The 25121-nt window shown below is 57.1% G+C and carries 19 protein-coding genes; 12 read left to right on the top strand and 7 right to left on the bottom strand.

The features are described from left to right. Positions 1-148 precede the first annotated feature (148 nt). Positions 149-838 (bottom strand): pirin family protein, encoded by a 690-nt coding sequence (locus CPH17_RS11110; protein WP_074394838.1) that lies wholly within the window; start codon positions 836-838, stop codon positions 149-151. Positions 839-1049: 211 nt separating this feature from the next. On the opposite strand from CPH17_RS11110, the gene trhO reads away from it, so the two are divergent. The 4 genes from trhO (at position 1050) to ybiO (ending at position 6013) form a co-directional block, all read left to right on the top strand. Continuing rightward, positions 1050-2003: an oxygen-dependent tRNA uridine(34) hydroxylase TrhO gene (gene trhO / locus CPH17_RS11105; protein WP_074394839.1), complete on the top strand. Its 954-nt coding sequence runs from the start codon at positions 1050-1052 to the stop codon at positions 2001-2003. A gap of 134 nt (positions 2004-2137) precedes the next feature. Further along, entirely contained in the window at positions 2138-2962 is an 825-nt protein-coding gene (locus tag CPH17_RS11100; protein ID WP_074394840.1) for an IclR family transcriptional regulator domain-containing protein, read from the top strand. Next, positions 2962-3390: a YqaA family protein gene (locus CPH17_RS11095; protein ID WP_074394841.1), complete on the top strand. Its 429-nt coding sequence runs from the start codon at positions 2962-2964 to the stop codon at positions 3388-3390. The genes CPH17_RS11100 and CPH17_RS11095 overlap by 1 nt, the downstream gene beginning before the upstream one ends. A gap of 235 nt (positions 3391-3625) precedes the next feature. Next, positions 3626-6013: a mechanosensitive channel protein gene (ybiO, locus tag CPH17_RS11090; RefSeq protein ID WP_096299498.1), complete on the top strand. Its 2388-nt coding sequence runs from the start codon at positions 3626-3628 to the stop codon at positions 6011-6013. Between the two features lie 69 nt (positions 6014-6082). Here the strand turns inward: ybiO and CPH17_RS11085 are convergent, their stop codons facing one another. Further along, positions 6083-6829, bottom strand: coding sequence for an SDR family oxidoreductase (locus CPH17_RS11085; RefSeq protein ID WP_096299495.1), 747 nt, complete (start codon positions 6827-6829; stop codon positions 6083-6085). Positions 6830-6977: 148 nt separating this feature from the next. Between CPH17_RS11085 and folK the strand changes: the two genes are divergently transcribed. The 5 genes from folK (at position 6978) to hglS (ending at position 14273) form a co-directional block, all read left to right on the top strand. Then, on the top strand, positions 6978-7415 hold the full coding sequence (folK, locus tag CPH17_RS11080; protein ID WP_074394844.1) for a 2-amino-4-hydroxy-6-hydroxymethyldihydropteridine diphosphokinase: 438 nt from the start codon (positions 6978-6980) through the stop codon (positions 7413-7415). An 84-nt stretch (positions 7416-7499) separates the two neighbouring features. After that, on the top strand, positions 7500-8321 hold the full coding sequence (locus tag CPH17_RS11075) for a flagellin N-terminal helical domain-containing protein (RefSeq protein ID WP_074394845.1): 822 nt from the start codon (positions 7500-7502) through the stop codon (positions 8319-8321). 207 nt (positions 8322-8528) lie between these two features. Then, entirely contained in the window at positions 8529-9782 is a 1254-nt protein-coding gene (locus CPH17_RS11070) for a 2-aminoadipate transaminase (protein WP_074394846.1), read from the top strand. After that, a complete protein-coding gene (gene ydiJ, locus CPH17_RS11065) occupies positions 9779-12898 on the top strand; it encodes a D-2-hydroxyglutarate dehydrogenase YdiJ (RefSeq protein ID WP_096299493.1) in 3120 nt (1039 codons plus the stop codon). Before CPH17_RS11070 ends, ydiJ begins: the two co-directional genes overlap by 4 nt. A 1-nt stretch (position 12899) precedes the next feature. Then, entirely contained in the window at positions 12900-14273 is a 1374-nt protein-coding gene (gene hglS / locus CPH17_RS11060; RefSeq protein ID WP_074394848.1) for a 2-oxoadipate dioxygenase/decarboxylase HglS, read from the top strand. A gap of 146 nt (positions 14274-14419) precedes the next feature. Here hglS and amaA read toward each other — a convergent pair whose 3' ends face one another. From amaA to amaB, 3 genes are all read right to left on the bottom strand, one after another. Next, positions 14420-15712, bottom strand: a complete 1293-nt coding sequence (amaA, locus tag CPH17_RS11055; RefSeq protein WP_074394849.1) for an L-pipecolate oxidase — start codon at positions 15710-15712, stop codon at positions 14420-14422. 54 nt (positions 15713-15766) lie between these two features. Then, positions 15767-17224, bottom strand: coding sequence for a Na+/H+ antiporter NhaC (gene nhaC / locus CPH17_RS11050; protein ID WP_231898025.1), 1458 nt, complete (start codon positions 17222-17224; stop codon positions 15767-15769). A gap of 70 nt (positions 17225-17294) precedes the next feature. Next, the gene (gene amaB / locus CPH17_RS11045; RefSeq protein WP_074394851.1) at positions 17295-18788 is read right to left on the bottom strand and encodes an L-piperidine-6-carboxylate dehydrogenase; all 1494 of its coding nucleotides are present in this window, start codon (positions 18786-18788) and stop codon (positions 17295-17297) included. 123 nt (positions 18789-18911) lie between these two features. Here amaB and gcvA point away from each other — a divergent pair, with 123 nt between their 5' ends. Continuing rightward, positions 18912-19796 carry a transcriptional regulator GcvA gene (gene gcvA / locus CPH17_RS11040; RefSeq protein WP_074394852.1) on the top strand — a complete coding sequence of 295 codons (885 nt, stop codon included), beginning with the start codon at positions 18912-18914 and terminating at the stop codon, positions 19794-19796. A gap of 41 nt (positions 19797-19837) precedes the next feature. Here the strand turns inward: gcvA and CPH17_RS11035 are convergent, their stop codons facing one another. Further along, the gene (locus CPH17_RS11035; RefSeq protein WP_074394853.1) at positions 19838-21397 is read right to left on the bottom strand and encodes a BCCT family transporter; all 1560 of its coding nucleotides are present in this window, start codon (positions 21395-21397) and stop codon (positions 19838-19840) included. Between the two features lie 245 nt (positions 21398-21642). Then, positions 21643-22395, bottom strand: a complete 753-nt coding sequence (locus CPH17_RS11030) for a DUF481 domain-containing protein (RefSeq protein ID WP_074394854.1) — start codon at positions 22393-22395, stop codon at positions 21643-21645. A gap of 147 nt (positions 22396-22542) precedes the next feature. Between CPH17_RS11030 and CPH17_RS11025 the strand changes: the two genes are divergently transcribed. Continuing rightward, complete coding sequence (locus tag CPH17_RS11025) at positions 22543-24237, top strand: ATP-binding protein (RefSeq protein WP_074394855.1); 1695 nt, start codon at positions 22543-22545, stop codon at positions 24235-24237. Positions 24238-24300: 63 nt separating this feature from the next. Beyond that, entirely contained in the window at positions 24301-25032 is a 732-nt protein-coding gene (locus CPH17_RS11020; RefSeq protein ID WP_074394856.1) for a response regulator, read from the top strand. Positions 25033-25121: the final 89 nt, after the last annotated feature.

Genomic DNA, 25121 nt, shown 5'->3' with positions numbered 1-25121 from the left:
AGAAGCTAAGCACAACCCTTTGAGGGCAAGTCACAGCGATCTCTTACATGCGTAAGAAATAGCTTACAAGCGCTTGAGATAAAGCTGACACACGGATACCTGGCACCGCCATACGAAAAACTGAATCCAATCCAGCGCCTTTTAGACCTCAGGCCAGATCAAACAGCAACACTTCCCCCGTTGCCTTACCCGTCAGGTTAATCGTCTCTTCCGGCGTAAACGCCGCGGCGTCGCCCGCATTGAGGAGTTCGCCGTTGACCTCTACCGTGCCTTTCACCACGTGCAGCCAAGCATAACGTGTGGTCGGCATGTCTGGCTGTTCGCCCGCGTTAATCAAGGCGCTGTAAAGGTTAACGTCCTGGTTAACACTCACCGAACCCGCCTGGCCATTCTGCGAAGCCACCAAGCGCCATTGGCCCTGGCGCTCGGCTGGCGGAAAGGCTTTTTGCTCGTAGCTGGGCGCAATACCGCGCACAGCGGGCTCGATCCAGATTTGCAGAAAGTGCAGGCCGTTTTCCTTGGAGTGATTGAACTCGCTGTGCAGCACGCCAGTCCCCGCTGACATGCGCTGTACATCACCCGGGCGCATGACCTCGCCGTTGCCCATATTGTCCTGATGGGCCATTTCACCTTCCAACACGTAGGAGATGATCTCCATATCACGGTGCGGGTGGGCGCCAAAACCGTGGCCTGGGGACACGCGGTCTTCGTTGATCACCCGCAGCGCCCGAAAGCCCATGTGGTTAGGGTCCATGTAATTGGCAAACGAAAATGTATGGTAGGAACGCAGCCAGCCATGGTCGGCGTAGCCCCGTTCCTCTGAACGACGGATATTCATTGTAAGCTCCAAAATATAAAGCAGGATGGCATCTAATATACGCCTGCTCGCCCAGGGTGTGGGGTGAAGGTTTCTCAATGATCACATCGAATAAATCGACGTATTGAGGTCGCCCTTGAGCGGCGCGCGCTTTGCGCCAGAGTTTTTGCTAGAATGCGCGCGTTAATTCACCTGGTCCGCCTTTTACGGGGGCGACTACCTGGAGATCGTTATGTCAGCACCTACCTCACCGCCGCGTATTGTGGTCGCGGCGCTGTATAAGTTTGTCACCCTGAATGACTTTGAAGCGCTGCGTGAGCCGCTGCACCAAACCATGCTGGACAACGGCGTGAAAGGCACACTGTTGCTCGCCAAAGAAGGCATTAACGGCACGGTGGCCGGCACCCGAGAGGGCATTGATGCGCTGCTCACCTGGTTGACCGCCGACCCTCGCTTTAGCGATATCGACCACAAAGAGTCGTTCTGCGATGAGCCGCCGTTCTACCGCACCAAGGTGAAGCTGAAAAAAGAGATCGTCACCCTGGGCGTTGCTGACATTGACCCCAACGACACCGTGGGCACCTACGTCGAGCCGGAGCACTGGAACGATATTATTGCCGACCCGGAAGTGCTGGTGATCGATACGCGCAATGATTACGAAGTGGAGATCGGCAGCTTTGAGGGGGCGGTTGACCCTAAAACCACTACCTTCCGCGAATTTCCCGAGTACGTGCGCGAGCATTACAACCCGGAAAAGCATAAAAAAGTCGCCATGTTCTGCACCGGCGGCATCCGCTGTGAAAAAGCCTCCAGCTTTATGCTCAAGGAAGGCTTTGACGAGGTCTACCACCTTAAAGGCGGCGTGCTGAACTACCTGGAAAAAGTCCCCGAAGAACAGTCGCTGTGGCGCGGCGAGTGCTTTGTGTTCGATAACCGGGTGACCGTTCGCCATGATTTAAGCGAAGGCGAATTCGAGCAGTGCCACGCCTGCCGTCGGCCGATTTCAGTTGAGGATATGCAGTCGTCTGCCTACGAGCCCGGCATTAGCTGCCCTCACTGCATCGACTCGCTGCCCGAGAAAACCCGCGCCGCGGCCCGTGAGCGTCAGCGCCAGATTGACTTAGCCAAAGCCCGCGGCGAGCCCCATCCGCTGGGCCGTGATATGCGTAAAGCCTCGTCCAGTTAGCGTCTTAGTGACGGATGCGCCGGGGTGGAATGCATTTCCGTAAACGCGACAGCGGCCAGGTTGGCACGTTATCCTTATGCTCTGTACGCCTTTGAGAGAGGTGCCTTCACGAGAGCTTTTCAGGAGAGAGCCAGGTGAGTGACGTAAAGCGCAGGACCGTTGGCCGGCCGGCCACTACGGCGAAAGCTGGCGGTGGGCATAGTCAGTCGTTGGTGCGTGGTTTAAATCTGTTGGAATACCTAGCCAGCAGCCCCGAAGGCTTGGCGCTATCCGCACTGGCGGAAATGGCCGATCTAGCCCCTTCCACGACCCACCGCTTGCTGCAGGCGCTGCAAAGCCAGGGTTTTGTCAGCCAGGAAAACGAGCAGGGCCTGTGGCGTATCGATGTGAAAACATTTCGCATCGGCAATAGCTTTCTTGAGGCCCGCGACGTGGTCGCCACCAGTCGCCCGTTTTTGCGTCGCTTGACGGCTGAAACTGGTGAAACCGCCAATCTGGGGATTCGCGATGCCGATACAGCGGTGTTTCTTGCCCAGCACGAATCGCCGCAGATGATGCGCATGATTACTCGGCTCGGCTCCCGAGCACCCTTGCACGCCTCAGGCGTCGGCAAAGCCCTGTTGGCGTGGATGCCCGATGATGACCGTGATCAGCTGTTGGCACGGGGCGAGCTTGTCCGAGTAACCGAAAATACCCTCTACAAGCCCGACTCTATACTGAACGAGATACAGCGTATCCGCGGCCAAGGCTTCGCCTGTGACCGGGAAGAGCATGCCATTGGCCTGCACTGCGTGGCCGCCTGCGTCAATGACGAACATGGCATGCCACTGGCGGCCATTTCGGTTTCCGGCCCCGTGGCGCGGATTCCCGAGTCACGGCTGTTGGAGCTGGGCGCGCTGGTTCGCCGCGTGGCGGATGAGATTACCCTACAGCTGGGCGGGCAGCTCACCTCGCCCTGATGGTTAGCCTGTTTTGGGTGGCCTTGTTAAGCGCTACCCTTCTACCCGGTGGGTCGGAGGTCTGGCTCGCGCGGCAGTGGTGCCTGGACCAGCCCGCCCTCGCGTTGTGGTTCGTCGCCACCGCCGGGAACACGCTGGGTAGCCTGGTCAATGTGGCGTTAGGCCGCTATGCGCGTCGTTTCCAGGATCGTCGCTGGTTTCCTGCTTCTCCCTCGCAGCTTGCTCGCGCTGAACGTTGGTATCACCGTGCTGGCGAGGCCAGCCTTCTACTCTCCTGGCTGCCGATTATCGGTGACCCGCTGACCGTGATGGCCGGGGTGCTGCGCCTTGCCTGGTGGCGTGCGCTGATGTGGATTCTGATCGCGAAGGGCGCACGCTACGCGCTGATACTCAGTTTGGCGCAGTCGTGGCTGGGGCCTTACTGCTAGGCCGCATAGGCACACCCTATTGCCTTGCATACTGTCTCACTGCCGTTGCGATAAGCAACGGCGTGTATAAAGTTGTTATATAACAACGCGGCCCTATCCTCTTTTCGCTCCTCGTCATGTTAGGCTTAGCAACTTGTACAATGCTTACATGTCGAGACGTGTTAATTGTTGTTTGCATAAATAAGCGCAGTCGTTTGATTGATGAGACGACTCACCATCAAAGGGAGACTTCGGTGTGACGCCACTACGTTTACTACCCTGGCTCGGCGTTTGGCTGATAACGCTGGTTGCAATGATTGCAACACCTGCGTTTGCGCAAAGCGGCGCGGACAGTGACAACGGCGACGCTGCACAGGCGACTGAGCCGCAAACTTATGAATCCCTGGCGGACTTGCTGGAGGATGAGCAGGGGCGCCAGGAGCTCATTGATTTGCTGCGCAGCCAAGCCGCGGAGCTTTCCGAATCTGACTCGGAAGCTGCTGAAGAAGCCGCACAAGGCAGTGATATCGCCCCTGAAGACGTGTCGCTGCCTCGCCAGTTGGCGGAGCTTACCAGCAGCGTTGTCAGTGATGTGGGTAGTCAGTTTGAGCAAATAGTGTCGTTGGTAAGTAGCCTTTTTGTCGGTGGCGGAGAAAGCACTTTTGACATGGCGGCTTTCACAAGCGCCGCGATTAATCTGGGCATCGTGATTGCCGCTACCTTTGCGATGTTTGTCGTGTTCCGTCGGTTGGCGAAACCGCTATTCACCAAGATCAGCGGCTGGTCGCGGGAGGGCTCAGGCCTGACCCCTGTACTGCGCCTGATTGGTTGTGTGGCAGTTGCCGCGGTGATTGATGTATTGCTGGTGGCCCTTGCTTACGTGGGTGGTAACCTCATAGCGACCTTTGCGGTCGGCGAAACGGGTGATCTGTCGACGAGAGCCTCACTGTTTCTCAATGCCTTTTTAATTATCGAACTGCTGAAAGCCGCCGTGCGGATGCTATTTTCCTCGCGCTACGAGGGATTGCGTCTACTGCCAATCTCAGCTCGGGAAGCCTCGTACTGGAACCGTTGGCTGGCCCGCCTGATCGGCATGGTCGGCTACGGGCTAATGGTGGTGGTGCCGCTAGTCAACTTTTACTTGTCTGCATCGCTCGGTCAGGCACTCGGCACTTTGATCATGCTGTTCGCGTTTATTTATGCCGTGGTGGTGGTGCTGAAAAATCGTGTACGGCTACGCGATAACTTGAACGCCGTGGGTGCGCGCTCAACACTGACGGCAAGCCGGGTTTCGTTTCAACTGTTTGCCCGCACCTGGCACCTGTTCGCGCTGTTCTATTTCCTAATGGTCTTTGTGCTGACGCTGGTTCGCCCTGGTGACGCACTGCCGTTCGTGCTGTTCGCCACGCTGAAAACACTGGCGGCGGTGGTCGTAGGACTGCTGGTCTCGGCGTTTATCACCCAAACTATTGGTCGGCGAATTCAGCTATCGCCCGATATGCGCCGCAAACTGCCGCTGTTGGAGAAACGCCTTAATAGCTACGTGCCCAACGCGCTGCGTATTCTGCGCACAGTGATCGTAGTGGCGGTGATCATGGTGGTGCTGGATGCCTGGGGAGCCTTTGATTTAGCCGCCTGGTATGCCTCCGAAGCGGGAGCGGGTCTGGTAGGTAAATTAACCAGCGTCGCTATTATCCTTATCGTCGCTATCGGCGCATGGTTGGGGTTGGCCAGCTTGATCGAGCACAAGCTCAACCCGGATACCGGGATAGGCGAACCGACCGCTCGGGCTAAAACACTGCTGAGCCTATTCCGCAATGCGCTGGCCATCGCCATGGTGACGATTACCGGGATGATCGTGTTGTCGGAAATCGGCATCAACATCGGCCCGCTAATTGCCGGTGCCGGTGTGCTGGGTCTGGCGATTGGTTTTGGCGCGCAAAAGCTGGTGCAGGATGTGATTACCGGCGTATTCATACAGATAGAAAATGCCATGAATACCGGCGATGTGGTGACCGTAGGCGGAGTGACCGGTACCGCTGAAAAACTTAGCATTCGTTCGGTGGGCATTCGAGACTTAAACGGTACCTTTCATATCGTGCCGTTCTCGAGTGTCGATACAGTGTCCAACTACATGCGTGAGTTTGGCAACCACGTGGGCGAGTACGGTATTGCCTACCGTGAAAGCATCGACGAAGCCATCGAGCAGCTTAAGGTCGCCTTCGAGGATCTTAAGGCCAGCGAGGAGCACAGCCATAAGTTGCTGGAAGACCTCACCGTTGCCGGGGTTATCGCACTTGCCGATAACTCGGTCAACATCCGCGTGGTGATCAAAACGACGCCGGGTGACCAGTGGGCTGTTGGGCGTGCCTACAACCGCTTGGTTAAGCTGCGCTTTGATGAGGCCGGTATCGAAATACCGTTCCCGCATACGACTCTCTACTTCGGTGAAAACAAGGATGGCAGTGCGCCACCCGCCAACGTGCGCGTGATCGATTCCACCGCCGAACCCACGCCCGAGAAGGATACCGGCGTGCAACAGAAAGCGGCATCCTCGCAAGATGTACAGCAAACATCGGATGCGGATCATCTCAAACCCGACCACAGCGATGTTGATGACCCCGACGCGCCTGATGGGCGCTAGGGAATAGCGCAATAAAAAAAGGGGCTGCCTTCAGGGCGGCCCCTTTGCGTTAGTCGCAGCGTGACCGCATTAACCGGGATAGTTTTCCGAATGGCGGCCTTCCAGGTTGATCGACTCGCCGCCGTCGACAAACAGGATTTGCCCTGCAATAAAATCGTTGTTGAGCAGATAATGCAATGCCTGCACCAAATGGTCGGGGTCGCCTTGTTGCCTAACTGGAATGCCATCGATCCGCCAATCAATATAGTCGCTGGTGCGCTGAGAAGCAGGCAATACCACGCCAGGCGCAATACCATTCACGCGGATACGTGGGGCAAACTCCAACGCTGCCATGCGGGTCATCTCCGCGAGGCTTTTTTTGGACAGCAAATAGGCCGCGTAGGGGTATTGGTGGTAGGCGACCTTGTTATCGATGATGTTGATTACCTGACCCTTGTCGACCGCATTGGCAAAGTGTCGAGTTAACAGCAGAGGGGTAAACAGATTCACCCTGAACTGGGTTTCCAGCATGGCCAAGTCAGTCTCGGCCAGTGGCGCGGGCGTATAGGCGGACGCACTGTTGAGCAAGACACTTAGCTGAGGGAATCGCTGCGTGGCCTGCTCAATCAGTTGCGCTACGTCGTCGCGCATGAAATCGCAGGCAAATAGTTCGCAGGCTCGTCCTTTTGCGCGGATGCCTTCGGCCACTTCCTCCGCTTCATCGCGGGAGCGATTGACGTGCAGCGCGATATCGTAGCCTGCCGCGGCCAGCGATTCGGCAAAATGACGCCCCAGACGAGTGGCGCCGCCGGTGACCAATGCTGCCGGTGTGCTCATTGAACGATCCTCATCGTGATAGGTTGGCTAGACTTAACGACTGTCTGCGTGAGGGCAGCGTTTGTCAATAAATTGTACAGCACTTGCACAAACGTTGGAGGGCGCTAGGCTGGAGCTACCTGGGTGCTTCGTACAAGGATGACTAGCTATGTCTCTGCCACGTTTATATGCCCCGCTCGACACCACGCTTCACGAATGCGTTATCTCGCTGGGTTCGAACATTGATCCCGAGCGCCATGCAACGGAAGCGCTGGATATACTCTGCCAGGAATGCGAGCTATTGGGCCGCTCTCGAGAGATCATCACCACGCCGGTCGGCTACCAACAGCAGCCAAACTTTCTCAATGCGGCCTTACTGGTGCGCACGCGCTTATCGATGAGTGACTTTCGCGCTTACCTTAAAAGCGTGGAAGACCGGCTGGGGCGTGTACGAGGCCCGATTAAATCGGGGCCGCGCACCATGGATCTCGATATTGTCGCCTGGGATGGTGAGCTGGTGGATGAGGGATACCTTCACCATGACTACGTACGGGTACCCGTTGACGAGTTACTTTTGGCGGCCAAACGTAAAAAAAACCTTTGTTAAGCTAACGCTGGTCGCTTGACGGCCGATAACTCGTATTCCTATGGCTGTTTCACCTTTAAGCGCCGCGTCGCTTGGGAGAGATCGGTGTTAAGCCTCAAAACCAATATCAGTTCCTTGCTTACCCTGCAGCACCTGCGAGGTAGCCAGCAGTCGATGCAAACCGCCATGCAGCGGCTGTCGTCGGGCCTGCGGATTAATAGCGCCAAGGATGACCCGGCGGGGCAAGCCATTGCCAATCGCATGGAAGCTCACGTTCGCGGTATGAACCAGGCGATCCGCAACACCAACGATGGCATCTCGATGGTGCAAACAGCGGAAGGCTCGCTGAACCTCATCAATGACAGCCTGCAGCGCATGCGCGAACTCAGCGTTCAAGCCGCGAATGGCACCAACTCCTCCTCCGATCTTGCCTCTATCCAGCTAGAAATTGATCAGCGCCTGGAAGAGATCGATCGTATTGCCGGGCAGAGTAATTTTAACGGCATTAAGCTGATGGCAAGCGACCAAACGCTCAATATCCAGGTGGGGGTCAATGCGGGGGATGTGATTGGCGTGCAATTTGAGGCCATGGGCGTAGGGGCGTTGAATCTGGACGCTTTCAGCGTTTTAGACGATGGCTCGGCCACGCCCAATCCGATGGATGCTATCGACGAAGCGATCAACCGAGTGGATCGCCAGCGTAGCTATCTGGGTGCAACCCAAAACCGTTTTGATAGCGTGGTGGACGGACTCAACACCAATATCGTCAATACCTCCGCCGCCCAGTCGCGCATTCAGGACGCTGACTACGCTAAGGAAGTCTCCAACCTGTTACGCGCGCAAATTCTCCAGCAAGTCGGCATCAGCATGCTGGGCCGTATTAACCAGCAACCGCAGATGATTATGCGGCTGCTGGAAGGTCTGTAGCCCCCTTATTATTTACTTCTGGGATACATAAATAAAAAAATCATTCCTTTTTTGCAGTGTTTCGCATTTTTTTCTTTAAATACCTGCCTATTTTGCTTCTAACATTCCAGTTTGGAATGCATTGAGCGTTTTTTTTCGTTTGTGAACCTTTGCATGAATTTGCTTTGATACTGTCATTCACACGAAATGACAGGAGACGTCACGGCAATGGTTCTTCCCCATGTAAGTGCCGCGCTGGGTGTCATACACCCGATTTGTATTGCGCGTGGGCGTAATGCTGAAGTTTGGGATGAAGCAGGGCAGCGCTATATCGATTTTATCGGCGGCATTGGCGTGCTGAATCTTGGCCATAGCCACCCAGCGGTCGTCGAAGCCATTAAAGCCCAAGTCGAGACCTTGATGCATTCTGCCTTTAACGCGCTGCCGCATCGTGGCTATTTAGCGGTGGCGGAAGCGCTGAATCAGTTCGTGCCGGTCTCGTATCCGCTGTCGTGCATGCTGACGAACAGTGGCGCGGAGGCTACCGAAAATGCGCTTAAAGTTGCCCGCGGCGTGACGGGGCGGCAAGCGGTGATTGCGTTTGATGACGCTTTTCATGGCCGGACACTGGCAGCGTTAAACCTGAATGGCAAAGTTAAACCTTACAAATCGGGATTAGGCGCCTTGCCGGGGCCGGTTTATCACCTGCCTTTTCCCAGCCGGGACAGCGGTGTGACAGCGGAGCAGGCGCTTACTGCGCTGGAGAGGCTGTTTGACGTTGAAATACCCGCCGATGAAGTCGCCAGCATTATCGTTGAGCCCATCCAGGGAGAAGGGGGATTTCGTTTACTCTGCCCGCAGTTTGCCAAAGCACTGCGAGACGTTTGCGACAAACACAACATCTTGTTGATTTGTGACGAGATTCAGTCTGGCTTTGGGCGAACTGGCCAGCGATTTGGCTTTACCCATTTGGGCATTGAGCCGGATCTCTTGCTAATGGGGAAAAGCATGGCCGCAGGCCTGCCGCTGGCCGCTGTGGTAGGTCGGCGCGAATTAATGGATGCGTTGCCCAAAGGGGCCTTGGGCGGCACTTACTCGGGTAATGCGGTGGCCTGCGCGGCGGCACTGGCCGTAATGGATGTCATGCAGGAAGAAGCGCTAAGTGCATGGTCAAATGCACAAGAAGCGGCGATTGTCAGTGCTTATCAACGCTGGAAAGCAAGCGAGCGCTTCCCCATGGTGGGAGCGATGACAGGCGTTGGTGCTATGCGCGGCATTGTTTTTGAAGACACTGAAAATGCGACGGGGGCGGAGCACTTGGCCAACCTCTTGGTAGCCAGTCGTGATGCCGGGGTTTTATTAATGCCCAGTGGCCGTAAACGTAATGTCTTGCGCTTATTGCCTCCCTTGACCACCGAGCCAGAGATCATGGCAGAGGGCCTGGGGCTCATCGAGCAGGCGCTGGAGACGCTTGAGGCATGATCGCAACGCTGGGTGAGGCGCCGCTGGCAAGTCATTATGCTGAGTTCCTTGAAGCGCTGGCGGCCTGCGGCTTCGAAGGCGAAATAGCGCCTGACTATGCCAACCGCACGGTGCTGGCGACGGATAACTCGATTTACCAGCGCCTGCCCCAGGCGGCGGTCTATCCCAAGCATGCCGAAGACCTGGAGCGCCTGACCCGACTGGTCGCGCAAACCACCCACCGGGGTATTGTGCTAACGCCCAGAGGCGGCGGTACCGGCACCAACGGTCAGTCTTTGACCGACGGCATTGTGGTAGACATCTCCCGCCATATGAACCGGATCCTTGAAATCGACGTTGAGAACCGCCGGGTGCGCGTTCAGGCCGGGGTGATCAAGGATCAGCTCAACGCTGCGCTGAAGCCCCACGGGCTGTTTTTTGCCCCAGAGCTCTCCACCTCTAATCGCGCCACCATTGGCGGCATGATTTCCACCGATGCCAGCGGCCAGGGCAGCTGTGAATACGGCAAAACCCGCGACCACGTGCTTGAACTCGATACCGTTCTGATTGGCGGAAAGCACCTGCACAGTCGTGCGCTAACCCCGGACGAAGAACAGGCCGAGCGCCAGCAGGAAGGCATTCTGGGCCGCGTGCATACTACCGCTGCCGAGATTATCGACCAGCAGCGTGAGCTGATTGCGGCAAAATTTCCGCCGCTCAACCGCTGCTTGACCGGCTACGACTTGGCCCACCTGCGCGACGGCGAGGGGCAGCTCAACCTCAACAGCCTGCTGTGCGGCTCGGAAGGCTCGCTGGGCTTTTTAAATGAAGCGGTGCTGAACGTGCTGCCGATTCCCGAGCACTCCATCCTGGTCAATGTGCGCTATACCAGTTTTATGGACGCCCTGCGGGATGCCAAAGCATTAATGACTGCCAGCGCGCAGCCTACCTCGATTGAGACCATCGACGACACCGTGCTGCAACTGGCTATGGAGGACTTCGTCTGGGACAGCGTAGCGGAGTTTTTCCCCGCCTCCGGTAGCACGCCGATTCGTGGCATTAACCTGATCGAGTTTAATGACGATGATCCTGAGCGATTGGCTGAGCGAGTGCGTACCTTCGCCGATCTTCTTAGCCAGGATCCCACGGTGGAGCGCTTAGGCTACACCCTGGCCGAAGGCCGTCCACAGATTCAAAAAGTCTACGCCATGCGCAAACGCTCGGTGGGGTTGCTCGGCAATGTGGAGGGGGAAGAGCGCCCGATTCCCTTTGTGGAAGATACCGCCGTACCGCCGGAGCATCTGGCGGACTTTATTGCCGAGTTCCGCGCCGCGCTGGATGCCCGCGGTCTTTCTTACGGGATGTTTGGCCATGTGGATGCGGGAGTACTCCACGTACGCCCCGCCATCGATATGAAGGATTCCGAGCAGGAAAAACTGATTCGTGCGGTCTCCGATGAAGTCGCAGCGCTGACCCAAAAATATGGCGGCCTGCTGTGGGGCGAACACGGCAAAGGTGTGCGCTCGGAGTACGCCCCCCGGTTCTTTGGCGAGCTCTACCCCAGCCTACAGCGGGTCAAAGCCGCCTTTGATCCGTTTAACCAGCTTAACCCCGGCAAGATCGCAACGCCCTCCGAGAGCGGCGAGCTCATCGCCAAGGATAGCGACCCCGATCTGCTGACCATTGATGGCGTGCCCATGCGCGGCCAGCTTGACCGCACCATCGACGAGCGTGCCTGGCAGGCCTACGACGCCGCGGTTTACTGCAACGGCAACGGCGCCTGCTACAACTACGACCTTGACGACCCCATGTGCCCCTCCTGGAAGGCCACACGGGATCGTCGCCACTCGCCCAAAGGCCGCGCCAGCCTGATCCGCGAATGGCTGCGGTTGCAGACCCAGGCGGGCATCGATGTGGTCGAGGAGTCGCGCAAGAAGAAAGCCGAGGGCGGCTGGGGCTTTATTAAGCGCTTTCCGCTGCGGGTGGCGAACACGCTAAGCCGCAAGCAGCACCACGACTACTCCCACGAGGTTTACGACGCCATGGCGGGCTGTTTGGCGTGTAAATCCTGCGCGGGTCAGTGCCCGATAAAAGTGAACGTACCGCAGTTCCGTTCGCAGTTTTTGGAGGTCTACCACGGCCGCTACCTGCGCCCGCTGCGCGACTACGTGATTGGCGGCACCGAATTTATGCTGCCCACCCTGGCCAAGGCCGCACCGCTGTATAACACGGTGATTGGCCAGCGCTGGGTAGAGCAACTGATGCGCCGCACCTTGGGCATGAACGATTCACCGGCGCTTTCACGGGCCAGCGTCAAAAAGCAGCTCAGCGCCTGGGGCGTCGCCGAAGCAACGCCGCTCTCGCTGGCGCTGTTAACCGAACAGCAGCGCGCCAACAGCGTGATACTTGTTCAGGACGCCTTCACCACTCACTTTGAAGCCAAGCTGGTGATGGACGTCGTAGAACTGCTGTCGCGTCTGAATCTACGCGTATTCGTGATGCCCTTCTCCGCGAACGGCAAACCGCTCCAGGTGCAGGGCTTTTTGGGCGCCTTCGAGCGCACCGCCGCCAAACAGGCCGAGCGGCTACGCACCCTGGCCCGCTTCGATATCCCCCTGGTGGGCATCGACCCGGCGATGACGCTCACCTATCGCCAGGAGTACGTTAAAGCGTTAGGCGAAGACGCGGTGCCGGAGGTGCTGATGCTGCAGGAGTGGCTGGCGACTCGCATCAATACGTTGGCGCCCAGCCAGCTCACACTAACCGACCTGGGTTTTAAGCTGCTCTCCCACTGCACCGAGAAGACCAACGCGCCGGGTAGCCCCAAAGCGTGGCAGCAGGTGTTCGCGGCGTTTGGGTTAGAGCTCGAACTGATGGCCACCGGCTGCTGCGGTATGTCCGGCACCTACGGCCATGAAGCCCGTAATACCGCGACGTCACAAACGATCTATGCCCAGTCCTGGCAGCCCCAGGTAGAGGCCGAGGAAAACGCAGGCAAGATACTGGCCACCGGCTACTCCTGCCGCAGCCAGGTGAAGCGCTACTCAGCGCAAACCTTGCACCATCCCCTACAGGCGCTATTGGCGCAATTGAAGTCGGTATCTCTTAACCCAACAACAGACACGGGAGAGCAATAAAATGACCCAAGCAGACCTTCTTTCCACCAATGATGTTCGCGATCGTTTCTCCAAGGCCATGTCGGCCATGTATCAAGCCGAAGTGCCGCAGTACGGCACGCTGCTGGAACTGGTGGACACTGTTAACCAGGAAACCCTTAGCCAGCAGCCTGAACTGCACCGCCGGTTGGAAGCCCAGGGCGAGTTGGCACGTTTGAGCGTCGAACGCCACGGGGCCATTCGCGTGGGAACCGCCGCAGAGCTTGCCATGCTGCGCCGTCTGTTTGCCGTCATGGGCATGTATCCGGTGGGTTATTACGACCTGTCTGAAGCGGGGGTGCCGGTTCACTCAACGGCCTTTCGGCCTATTGATGACGACGCCCTAGCGATGAACCCTTTCCGGGTGTTTACCTCGCTCCTGCGTTTAGAGCTCATTGAAGATGAGGCGCTGCGCCAGCGTTCAGAAGAGATCCTGGCGAAGCGGGATATTTTTACTCCGGGCGCCCGCGAGCTTATCGAACGTCATGAAACCCAGGGGGGATTAACCAGCGAGGAAGCCGACCAGTTTGTCACGGAAGCCCTGGAAACCTTCCGCTGGCATCAGGATGCCACGGTCGATCTGGATACCTATCAGGCGCTACACGACGAGCACCGGTTGATTGCCGATGTGGTGTGCTTTCGCGGGCCGCACATCAATCACCTGACGCCGCGTACCTTGGACATCGATGAAGTACAGCGCCGCATGCCGGAGATGGGCATGAACCCGAAAGCCGTCATTGAAGGGCCGCCGCGTCGTGAGTGCCCCATTTTGTTGCGTCAAACCAGCTTTAAAGCATTGGAAGAGTCGATTCGCTTTGCCGGGAACGCCCAAGGTACCCATACCGCCCGTTTTGGTGAAATCGAGCAGCGCGGTATGGCGCTAACGCCGAAAGGCCGTGCGCTGTATGACCAGTTGCTCAATGAAGGCCGCCAACAGACCGCTGGGCTGGGTAACGACGCACACCAAAGGGTCATGAAAGACGTCTTCGCCAAGTTTCCTGATAATGATGAGACCATGCGCCGGGAAGGCCTGGCGTACTTTCACTACCATCTGACAGCCGCCGGGCAGACCACTAAAGGGAGTGCCGGTCACGATATTGAGGCGTTGATCGAACAAGGCTTGGTGGAAGCCCAACCCATTACCTATGAGGACTTTCTACCGGTCAGCGCGGCGGGTATTTTCCAGTCGAACCTGGGGGGAGGGCAGAACGAGGCCTATGCAGGTAACGCTAATCGTGATGCCTTCGAAGAGGCGCTGGGGGAACGGGTCACCGATGAACTATCACTCTATTCGGAACGCGAAAACGCTTCTAAAGCCAAGGTGTTGGCAGCGTTAAAAGGTGAAGCATTCGTTTAGAGCCTGCATGCAGCACAAGGATGTGCTGCAGTGTCTTTAAGTTAAAGGATGGCATTTAGACAATAAGCTAAACACAAAAACGTGCGCATGCGGTTAACTCGCGGCGCACGTTTTTATTTAAAGAATCGTAAGTAGTGACACTCTGATTAAATCAGCACCCGTAGGCACTGGCCTGCATGATACAGCGAGAAGCCGCTTTCATAGGCGCAGCTCCATAACGGGCGTGCTTTAATGGGGTTAGGCTGCGATAACGGCAGAGGGAGCAGGCTGTCATCGCCCTTGGCAATATAGTGAGCAAAGCCCTCGCCGACCACGGTACCGGTGGTAATGCCGCGCCCGTTGTAACCGGTAGCTGACAATATTCCGGGGGCCGGTTCAAAAATACGTAAGGTGTGGTCAGGGGTAAAGGCGACCTTGCCAGTCCAGGTGTATTGCCAGCGAACGTTGCCGAGCGCAGGAAAGTAGTGGTTCTGTATCGTATCGGCCCAACGGGTCAGATAGTTCAGCGGCTTGCCTTCGCCTTTACCCAGGCTGCCCAGTAACAGGCGACCTTCCTTATCGCGACGGATGCTGCTCAGCACGGTGCGCGTGTCCCAGGCACCTTGCTTACCTGGAAGTATCGCCTTGGCGGCTTCGCCGGTAAGCGGTTCCGACGCCAGTTGATAGTAATGCCCGGTAAAAAAGTGCTTGCGGACTTGATTCCAGTCATCTTCGCTATAAGCGTTGGTGGCCAACACAATCTGGTTCGCGGTCACGCTGCCGCCTTGGGTCAACACGCGCCAGCGGTCTCCTTGTCGTTCGATACCGGTGACTGCGCTTTGACAGTAAAGCGTGGCGCCTAAGTGGGCCGCCGCGCGAGCAAGCCCCCGCGTATAGGCGCACGGATTGAGTGTGCCCGCGCGCTCATCAAGAAGTGCTGCCTGTATCTGGGACGTGCCGGTCGCACGCTCGCATGCCTCTCCTTCCAAGAGCGTCACCGGCGCCCCACGGTGTTGCAATTGATCGCGACGGCGGGCGAGCTCCTGGCAACCTTTGGCGTTATGGCCAAGATGCAAGGTGCCTGTTCGGGTGGCATCGCAGGCGATCCCATGGCGCTCGATGAGGTCGAAGACTTTTGACGGCGCGCCGCCCAGCACCGTGTTGGCCCGCTCACCGTTCTCTTTGCCCAGTGCGGCCACAATGTCATCGGGGGGTATCCAAAGCCCGGCATTGACCAGACCCACATTGCGCCCTGACCCGCCACTGGGGATATCCCCAGCCTCCAGCAAGGTTGCTTGGATACCTTGCTCGGCCAGGTGCAACGCGGTGGAGAGACCCGTAATCCCACCGCCCACCACACACACATCGACCTCTTCATGGCTGGCTAACGTGGGGTAGTCCAGCGGTGTTTCAGCACTTGTTTCGGGCCAAAGGCAGCGCTCGGAGAGGGTCGTTGGCATGTTAATACCTCCTTAAAAAGAAGCGCAGGTCGGCCCAGGGCCGACCTTAGGTGGCTATGAAGTCGCTTGAGAGGTGGGCACAGCGTGCGGCGCTTCAGTCTCGTTTGTTTCAGGCTGCTCAGGTTCGTCGCGGGGAATAAAGCGGCCGGTGAGTGCCCAAAGCAGTCCGAATAGCGGCGATAGCCAGCAGGCAAAGGCGAAAGGTGCATAAGCCAGTGTGGGGACGCCGATGGTCGACGGCACAAACCCACCGCCCATGTTCCAGGGAATCAAGGGAGAAGAGAGCGTGCCGTTGTCTTCGATGGAGCGCGACAGCGTACAAGTCTTGTAGCCCATGGCCTGATACTGACCTTTTAGCAGGCGGCCGGGTAACACTAGCGTTGTATACACATCGCCGATAATCGTGCTCACCGCGAGGGTCGTGCCGGAGCTTGTCGCCACTAGGCTGAAGCGACCTTTAATCAGCCGCATTAGCTGCTTGATGATCGCATCCACCGCGCCGTACGCCTCCAGCATCCCAGCGAACCCCAACGCAAAGAACGTCAAGGTAACCACCCAGGTCATTGAGAGTACGCCACCACTGCTTAAAAGTTCATCAATCGCTGAATTGCCGGTATTGCTGCTAAAACCATTCTGCATGGCATCGAATACCGCGTGTAAGGTTTCGCCTTGAACACCGATGGCCACCAAGCCGCCGATCGCTGCGCCGGTAAAGATGGTGGGAAAGGGGGGAAATTTGAACAGTGCCAGACCAATCACCACAACGGGGGGAATCAGGGTGATCCAGGAAAGGGTAAAGGTGTCATCAAGGGCCTGGCGAAAGGTGGCGATATCCGTGCTGCGCTCAAACTCACCGCCATAGTCAGCGCCCAACCACACATAAAGCACCAACGCTATGAGCATCGCGGGCACGGTGGTCGCCATCATGCTGCGTATATGGCTCCATAGATCCGTTTCACAGACCGCCGGTGTCAAATTGGTCGTCTCTGATAAGGGCGACATTTTATCGCCAAAGAAGGCGCCTGAAACGAGCGCCCCGCCCGTAAGGTGCATGGGAATACCCAACCCCTCCCCGATGCCCATCAGAGCAAGCCCGAGAGTCCCGACCGTCCCCCAGGATGTGCCCGTTGCGAGCGATACCAGGGCACTAATCACACAAGTAGCGACGAGGAAATAGGAGGGAGAAACCAGTTGAAAACCATAATACATCAGCGTGGGCACTGTGCCGGAAAGGATCCAGGTGCCAATCACCATGCCGACCGCCAAGAGAATAAAAATGGCGGGCATGCCGAGCTTGACCACCTCCAGCATTGAGGCTTCCATTTTTTCCCAGGGAACGCCCCGTATGCGCCCGCACATGGCGCAAATCATAATGCCGAACGCTAACGGAATATGGGGAGTAAAGTCGGAGAAAACAAAAAACTGCAGTATAAGAATGGCGGTAGTGGCCAGCAGCGGTAGTAGCGCCATCGCGAGGCCCGGCGTCGGGCCGATTTGGACATCGTCACGCATACATCACCTTCTTTTTTTGTGTTGTTCATAAGGGCTCCTGACACAAGAGCCCTTGCTTGTTGGGGAAGGGTTAGTCGAATTTAATGCCTTGGGCTAATGGGAGCTCACGGGAGTAGTTCACGGTGTTGGTTTGGCGACGCATATAGCTTTTCCAGACGTCAGACCCTGACTCACGACCGCCACCGGTCTCTTTCTCGCCGCCAAAGGCGCCGCCAATTTCCGCGCCGCTGGGGCCGATGTTGACGTTAGCGATGCCGCAGTCACTACCGACGGCGGAGACGAAGGTTTCAGCCTCACGCACATCGGTCGTAAAGATGCAGGAGGATAGCCCCTGGGGAACGTCATTATTGGTGGCAATGGCCTCATCCAGATCTTGATAGGTGAGTACATAGAGAATGGGCGCAAAGGTTTCGTGCTTGACCAGCGAATTTTGCTCGCTTACCTCAACAATGGCGGGTTCCACGTAGTAGCCATCATCGCTACTGGCAACGTCGACACGGTCTCCACCGAAGACATTCGCACCCTGCTCACGCGCTTTGGCCAGTACGCTCTGCATGGCGTCGAAGGCCTGGTGATCGATCAAGGGGCCTACCAGATTGCCTTCCAGTGGGTTGCCGATGCTCACCCCTTGATAAGCCTTTTTCAGCCGCGCCAACACGTCATCCTTGATGGACTCATGAACGATCAGGCGACGAAGCGTGGTGCAGCGCTGGCCTGCCGTACCGACCGCGGAGAAGAGAATGGCGCGCGTCGCCATGTCCAGATCGGCACTCGGTGCCAAAATCATCGCATTGTTGCCGCCCAGCTCGAGAATGCTACGGCCAAAGCGCGCCGCCACTTTGGGGCCGACTTCGCGACCCATACGGGTGCTGCCAGTGGCACTGATAAGCGCTACGCGTGAGTCATCCACTAGCTGCTCGCCTGCTGCCCGTTCGCCAATAATCACCTGGCTCAAATGCTTGGGCGCTTCATCACCGAACGCCTCTATCGCGCGATCCAATAACGCTTGGCAGGCGAGTGCGGTTAACGGGGTTTTTTCAGAAGGCTTCCATAGCAGGCTATTGCCACATACCAGTGCCAGTGCTGAATTCCATGCCCAGGGAGCAACAGGGAAGTTGAACGCGGTAATCAGGCCAATCGGGCCTAGTGGGTGCCAGCTCTCACGCATATGGTGGCCGGGGCGCTCGGAAGCAATGGTCAGGCCAAACAACTGGCGAGATTGGCCAACGGCGAGATCGCAAATATCGATCATTTCCTGAACTTCGCCCAGACCTTCAGGAAGGATCTTGCCGCACTCCCAGGTGACCAGCTCACCCAATGATTGTTTATGTTCACGCAGCTGCTCGCCAAACAGGCGAACCAATTCACCGCGGCGGGGCGCTGGCACACACTTCCAGGCTGAAAAAGCTTTTTCTGCATTCGCGATAGCGGTATCCACTTCGCTGCTGGAGGAGGTTGTTAGACGACCAATCTCGCTGCCATCAATGGGGGTGGTGACAACAAGGTCACCGCCTTGATACTGCTCTTTTGCGACGCCCATTTTTTCCATCAGGGAATGAATCATTGCTTCACCAAATGTTGAGTTGTGAGTAAATTGGTTACGGGGCCAGTATTGCTAGGGTATTGGTGAGCCATCAAACGATGTTTATGAAAAACGTCATTCCTTTATTTCATGAGGTGGGTTGTGATGCGACGTCGACATTTGCCTTCATTAAGCGGCTTGCACTGTTTTGAAGCAGCGGCACGTCATCTCAGTTTCACCCGTGCAGCGGATGAGCTAAGCCTGACTCAGAGCGCCGTGAGCAAGCAGGTCTCTCATCTGGAAGCGACGCTGCAACATCCGCTATTCAGGCGGGTAAGAAAGCGGTTGCATCTAACGCCAGAAGGGGCGGTTTACTTGAGTGAAGCGCGCAAAATCTTGGCCCAAGTGGAGATGTCGACGCGCTATATGCAGTCCTATGGCGTGGAGTCCGATGTATTGAATGTTGCCACCTTGCCCACTTTTGGTGCGCGTTGGCTCATCCCTCGATTGAACGGATTTCGTTTTAAACACCCAAGCATTAACCTCAACATTTCGAATCGGGCCGAACCTTTTGATATGCAAAAGGAGCGTATTGAGATCGCGTTCTTTTTTGGCCATGGGGTATGGCCGCGTGCCGAATGTATTAAGTTATTGGATGAGGAGGTCGTGCCTGTCTGCGCGCCTGGTGTGATGGAGCAAACGGATGTCAATGACCCGCTGGCGCTCACCAGGATGATCCTGTTGCAGGTATCGACGCGCCCGGAAGCCTGGCACGACTGGTTTGAAGCCCAGGACCTGTATACCGAGCACAGCTACCACGGGCCAAGGTTTGATACCTTTTATATGGCACTAAGAGCGGCGCGAGCAGGGTGTGGTGTTGCGTTAGTGCCGAGATTCCTTGCTCAAGAAGAGCTTGATGAGGGGAAACTGGTCATTCCCTGGCCGTTCTCACTCAACAGCCAGGATGCTTACTATATGGCCTACCCAGAACACATGGCGGATCTGCATAAGGTCAAATCATTTACTGAATGGATTAAAGCACGACTTTAAAGTGCTGAGCCGTTTTGCTTAACCACTCAGCACTTTGGGGCTCACTCAATAATGCCCTGCTCCCGCGCCATGGCATAAGCCGCCTTGGGGCCGTGCCATAACGTGGGCAGCAATATCAACGACACCGGAATCGCGGTGATCACGATAAACTGCTGAAGCGCGCTGATCTGACCGGCGCCCATGTTCAGCAACACCGCTGCCATCAACGCCATGGCGATACCCCAAAAGGCGCGCACGTAGGGGCTTGGGTCATCGTGACCGGCGCCGACCACGGCAATCGCGTAGCTCATCGAGTCACCGGTAGTGGCCACGAAGATGGTGGTCAACAGCAGGATCGCCAGCGCCATCCAGGTACCGCCGGGCAGCGCCTGGGCCACGGCCAATGTCGCCACATCAAACTGGAAATTGTTCAGCGCTTCGGTCAGTTCAATGGCGCCGTTCAGCTGATAGTAAATGCCCGAACCGCCCAGCAGGGTAAACCAAACCGAGGTGGCGATCGGCGCAATGACGGCGACGGCGATAATCATCTGGCGAATGGTACGGCCGCGCGAAATGCGTGCCACGAAGATCGCCATCAGCGGCGCGTAGCCGATGAACCAGGCAAAGAAGAACACCGTCCACCACTGCATCCACCAGTCGGGCGCGGTGTCCGCGGTAGTGGTCGCCATGGTGAAGAATTCGCTGATGTAGGTGCCCATGCCCGCGACATAGCTGTTGGCGAGGAACAAGGTTGGGCCGAAAATAAAGATCACCGCGCCGATCGCCAGGGCGAGCAGGACGTTAAACCGGCTGAGCAACTGAATGCCTTTGTGGATGCCGCTCATGGACGACAGCACATAGATGCTGCCCAGCGCGGCAAGAATGATCAGTTGGCCGGTATAGCCTTCTGGCAAACCAAACAACTCGTGTAAACCGAAACTGACCTGGGTCGCCAGAAAACCGATTGGCCCCACGGTGCCGGCCACCAGGGCGATCACGCAGCAGGCATCAATCACGCCACCTAGTGGCCCGCGCAATAGACGCTCGCCGAGTACCGGGTAGAGCAGCGTACGCGGCTGAAGCGGCTGACCTTTCACATAGTGCGCGTGGGCCAGCACGATCGCCGACAGCGACCCGAGCACCGCCCAGGCCAGAAAGCCCCAGTGGTTAAATGATTGGGCTAGTGCGTTGGCGACTGCTTCTGGCGTACCCGCCTCGCTGTCAAACGCGGGCGGGGTGACTACGAAATGATAGACCGGCTCGCCCGCTGCGAAAAATACCCCGCCCCCGGCCAGCAGGGTGCACAAAATAATTGATAGCCACTTGAAAGTGCTCATTTCTGGCGCATCGAGGTTGCCAATCTTGGCGTTGGCGGCGGGGGTAAAGGCCAAGCCAATAGCAATCAAGAAGGTGGCGATCAACAGCAACTGAAAGTAGGTGCCAAACACGCGTGCCGTCCAGGCGAAGCCGGTGCTGATGCTATTGGCAACGAGGTCGACGTCGTAAAGCGACAGACCAATAAAGGCCACGATAAAACCGATGCTAAGCAGTAGCATCAATGGGTCGCCGAGTACGCGCACGCCACTAGGGCGCGAAGGCGCGTCTTGAGTTGATTGTGTCATGAGAGTCCGTTGTAGGGTTGGGCAAGGTATCTGCCAAACGTAGCAGCTTGCCGCGTTGAAAAGTGGCGCAAAAAAAAGCGCCATTCAGTGAATGGCGCTAGGACAGGAAACTTTGCGTATTGTAACGCCTTTATAGACCAACGTCTAACGTCTGTTGCTGCATTTTGGTGCGCCCGCTAGTGAGGTTGGCCGGTGAAAGCACACGCCCTCAGCTCTGACAGAAGGCGTTAACCGTTAATTGGTTGCTACCAGTTGTAAAGCAGCGACGCGCTAGTAGTGGTGTCGCTGCGTTTATCGGCTTCTTCCGGAGGCTCAGAGTTGTGTTTGATCTCGTGGGAGAGCCGCAGCGAGAGCTTGGAGTTCAGCCTAGCGGTCAAGGCGGTAAGCGAGCGCGTGGTGACGTTTTTGCGCGTATATTCCAGCGACATTTCTTGACTGATATCGGCGTAGTCGGCAAATGACCAGCGATAATCGACCGCCGAATAGGCAACCCCAAACCGTTCGTTGCCATGCCCACGAAGCCGGTCATGGCGATAGCCAGGCCCCGCCTCCAGTGACAGTTTGTGAGTGTCATTATCCAACAGTTGCCGACCGTAACCGCCAATGGCGCTTAGCTGCTGGTCGTAACCTGCAAAGCGGTCTTTTTCCCAGCGGGCAAAGCCAAACAGGTAGTGCGGACCATTAAGGTCATAGCGTTCGCGGCCCGCCAGCAGGTACTGCTCGGCACTGGTTTCATCCTCTCTGCGCACGTGGCGCACCTCGCCGCGCAGCGAGTGGGTCAAATTGCCCGTTAGCCACTGTAAGCGAGTTTTCCCGATCAGCGTTTCACTGTTGGTGTTACCCGCCAGACGGTTATAGCCCAATTCGGTGTCGCCGCTAAAGATGGGGGCATCCTCCGGCGGAGGAGAGGGGGCATAAAACGGGCTTGCCGTCGCCGAGTTTGCCAATAGGCAAGCCACCACCAGAATGCATAATGGGCTCCAGCCCTTTAACAACATGACGTTCTCCTTGGCATGACGCTCTTCCAGGTCTGAGCGAGGCACTTTAAGGGTTAATGTGTAGCGAGTTAAGTAGTTAGCGGCGAAGTTTACCCCCCTACGAGTGCGCGTGCCATAATGAGGCGGTTACCGCTTGTGAGTGCCGTTATGTCTGCCCCCCGCTCCAAAACCTTAGCTGAACTGCAGCGCTGGCGTCGTACCCGATCAAGGCGGCGCTGGTATAAGCGCAGCTTTCGCCTGCAGGTTATGTTACTGGTAGGGCTGCTGCTGGCGGGCATGCTGTTGGCCCAAGGCACCTATCTGAATCACCGTAAAGCCGAAATTATCAGTACGCAAATGGGCGAACGGGCCTTGGCGGTGGCCAAGACGGTGGCTGCGATGCCCGAGTTGATCGAAGCCTTTGACGATGAGAATCCCTCAAGCGTCATACAGCCGCTGGCCGAGCGCGTGCGGCGTGAAACCAGTGCGCGATATGTCGTGGTAGGCAATACCCAGAGCGTGCGTTATTCCCATCCCGTTGCTGAGCGCATCGGCTTAACCATGGTGGGCGGTGATAATGCACCAGCGCTTGAGGATGGCGAATCCTATGTGTCTGAAGCGACCGGCACACTGGGCACCGCCATGCGCGGCAAAACCCCGGTGCGCGATGAGGAGGGGAATATCATCGGCATTGTCTCGGTCGGATTTATGCTTGACCGCGTCGAGATGGATGTTGCCCGTTATACCAGCCTCGGCTGGGGGCTAGTAGCGCTAATGATTGTGCTGGGGTTTGCCGGTGCCTATTGGCTCTCCCAGCATCTAAAACGTGTCATTTTGGGGCTGGAGCCCTATGAAATTGCCCGACTGGCGATGGAAAAAGAAGCTATCTTGCAATCGATTCACGAAGGTATTTTGGCGGTGAATCGTGAAGGTCAAATTACCCTGGTTAACCAGCAGGCGCGACGCTTTCTCAATTTGACCGATGAGTATGTGTTGCTAGGCCAGCCCATCCGCGAAGTGGTACCCAACTCGCGGTTACTGGAGGTTTTGAGGCACGGTGAGCAAGAGTTCGACCAACAAATGTGGCTGGGGGATCATCCCGTGGTGGTGAATCGCGTGCCGATTCTGCACGAGGGGGAAATCGAAGGCGCCGTGGCGACCTTCCGCAGCCGCCGCGAGATCGTCGACCTTTCCCAGGCGCTGACCCAGGCTAGTCGTGATGTGGACATGCTGCGCGCCCAGGCCCACGAGTTCTCCAACAAGCTTTACACTATTTCAGGGTTGTTGCAGCTCAAACGCATCGATGAAGCTCTGGCGCTCATCCACCAGGAAACAGAGCGCGCCCAGGCGCAAATGAGCTTTTTGATGCGTAACGTCGCGGATACCGTTTTGAGCGGCACCCTGATGGGCAAATTGACCCGTGCCCGCGAACTGGGAGTAACGCTTGAGATTGACGAGCAAAGCTCGCTTAGCAGCCCGCTAACCCCGACCGGTCAAGAGGTGGTGATGAGCGTGGTCGGCAACCTGCTGGACAACGCTTGCCACGCGGCTTTACACGGCCCGAACGAGCCCCCCCGGGTGCGGCTATTCTTCACTGATTTAGGTGAGCAACTGCTGATTGAAGTTGAGGATAATGGGCCGGGCGTGCCCGAGGACCACGCTGAGTCGATTTTTAGTGAAGGCTTTTCGACCAAATCCGGCCAACACCAGGGGTTGGGGCTCGCCCTGGTGGCGCGGCTGTGTCGCCAGCATGGCGGTACGGTAACACTGGAGGATGGAGAGCTCGGCGGTGCTTGTTTTATTGCGGTGTTAGACCGTACGTTGTGCGCCCCCGCGGCTTCCCCATCGCCCGTGATAAGCTAGCTAGGCTTTGATTTACTTAGCCCACGTATATTAACAATCAATCACCGCGGCAAGAGGGACGTTATGTCGGCGACAGGCTACGGTATTTTGGTGGTGGAAGACGATTTCCGCATTGCCGATATTCATCGCGCGTTTATCGAGCAGAGCGAGGGATTCTACGTCGTAGGGATGGCGCGCAACGGCGCCGAAGCAAACGCCTTAATGGTCGAGCACGGCCAGCACGTGCAGCTGATTCTGCTGGATGCCTACCTGCCTGACGTTGAAGGCCTTTCGCTATTATGGTCGTTACGCCGTGCGTATGTGCATGTGGATATCGTCATGGTCACCGCCGCCCGAGAAGTAGACACCATTAGTGAGGCGCTGCGCGGCGGCGTGTTTGATTATCTTATCAAGCCGATTGAAGCGAGCCGTATGACGCAAATGCTGGCGCGTTTTCGCCGCGAGCGCGAAGCACTGGCCTGCCGCGCCGAGATGAATCAGGCCGAGCTTGACCAGGTTCTGGCCCGGGCCCAGCCAGCGGAAACCAGCACCGCCAGCGGGCGTAGTTTGCCAAAAGGCATCGACCCGCTGACCCTGCAACGGGTGGTCGAGGCATTGGGCAGTGGCGATGACCCACAAACTGCCATGCAGGTCGCTCGTATGCTGGGGGCAAGCCGCTCCACCGCACGGCGGTATTTGGAATTTTTAGTCGCCGAGCAAGCGGTTAGCGCAGAGTTGGGATACGGCGATGTGGGCCGGCCCGAGCGCCGTTATCGATTGCTTAACGATACATGGAGTTGGCAAACACCGCTGTGATCAAAATGAACAAAATGCACACAAAGAACTTTTTGTCGTTTATGTTCAGAAACTTGTTGGCAGGGGAGGGTTCTTTTAACGTTCGCGGC

It is taken from the genome of Halomonas sp. hl-4 (assembly GCF_900215475.1).
Lineage (GTDB): Bacteria > Pseudomonadota > Gammaproteobacteria > Pseudomonadales > Halomonadaceae > Vreelandella.
The sequence above is the reverse complement of the archived record's forward strand: the minus strand, read 5'-3'. Positions and strand labels throughout refer to the sequence as shown.

Coding starts and splice junctions, on each gene's coding strand:
- CPH17_RS11110 (WP_074394838.1), bottom strand. CDS start 838: ATGAATATCCGTCGTTCAGAGGAACGGGGCTACGCCGACCATGGCTGG.
- CPH17_RS11095 (WP_074394841.1), top strand. CDS start 2,962: ATGGTTAGCCTGTTTTGGGTGGCCTTGTTAAGCGCTACCCTTCTACCC.
- folK (WP_074394844.1), top strand. CDS start 6,978: ATGTCTCTGCCACGTTTATATGCCCCGCTCGACACCACGCTTCACGAA.
- trhO (WP_074394839.1), top strand. CDS start 1,050: ATGTCAGCACCTACCTCACCGCCGCGTATTGTGGTCGCGGCGCTGTAT.
- amaB (WP_074394851.1), bottom strand. CDS start 18,788: ATGATTCATTCCCTGATGGAAAAAATGGGCGTCGCAAAAGAGCAGTAT.
- nhaC (WP_231898025.1), bottom strand. CDS start 17,224: ATGCGTGACGATGTCCAAATCGGCCCGACGCCGGGCCTCGCGATGGCG.
- hglS (WP_074394848.1), top strand. CDS start 12,900: ATGACCCAAGCAGACCTTCTTTCCACCAATGATGTTCGCGATCGTTTC.
- ydiJ (WP_096299493.1), top strand. CDS start 9,779: ATGATCGCAACGCTGGGTGAGGCGCCGCTGGCAAGTCATTATGCTGAG.
- gcvA (WP_074394852.1), top strand. CDS start 18,912: ATGCGACGTCGACATTTGCCTTCATTAAGCGGCTTGCACTGTTTTGAA.
- CPH17_RS11035 (WP_074394853.1), bottom strand. CDS start 21,397: ATGACACAATCAACTCAAGACGCGCCTTCGCGCCCTAGTGGCGTGCGC.
- CPH17_RS11030 (WP_074394854.1), bottom strand. CDS start 22,395: ATGTTGTTAAAGGGCTGGAGCCCATTATGCATTCTGGTGGTGGCTTGC.
- amaA (WP_074394849.1), bottom strand. CDS start 15,712: ATGCCAACGACCCTCTCCGAGCGCTGCCTTTGGCCCGAAACAAGTGCT.
- CPH17_RS11070 (WP_074394846.1), top strand. CDS start 8,529: ATGGTTCTTCCCCATGTAAGTGCCGCGCTGGGTGTCATACACCCGATT.
- CPH17_RS11085 (WP_096299495.1), bottom strand. CDS start 6,829: ATGAGCACACCGGCAGCATTGGTCACCGGCGGCGCCACTCGTCTGGGG.
- CPH17_RS11020 (WP_074394856.1), top strand. CDS start 24,301: ATGTCGGCGACAGGCTACGGTATTTTGGTGGTGGAAGACGATTTCCGC.
- CPH17_RS11025 (WP_074394855.1), top strand. CDS start 22,543: ATGTCTGCCCCCCGCTCCAAAACCTTAGCTGAACTGCAGCGCTGGCGT.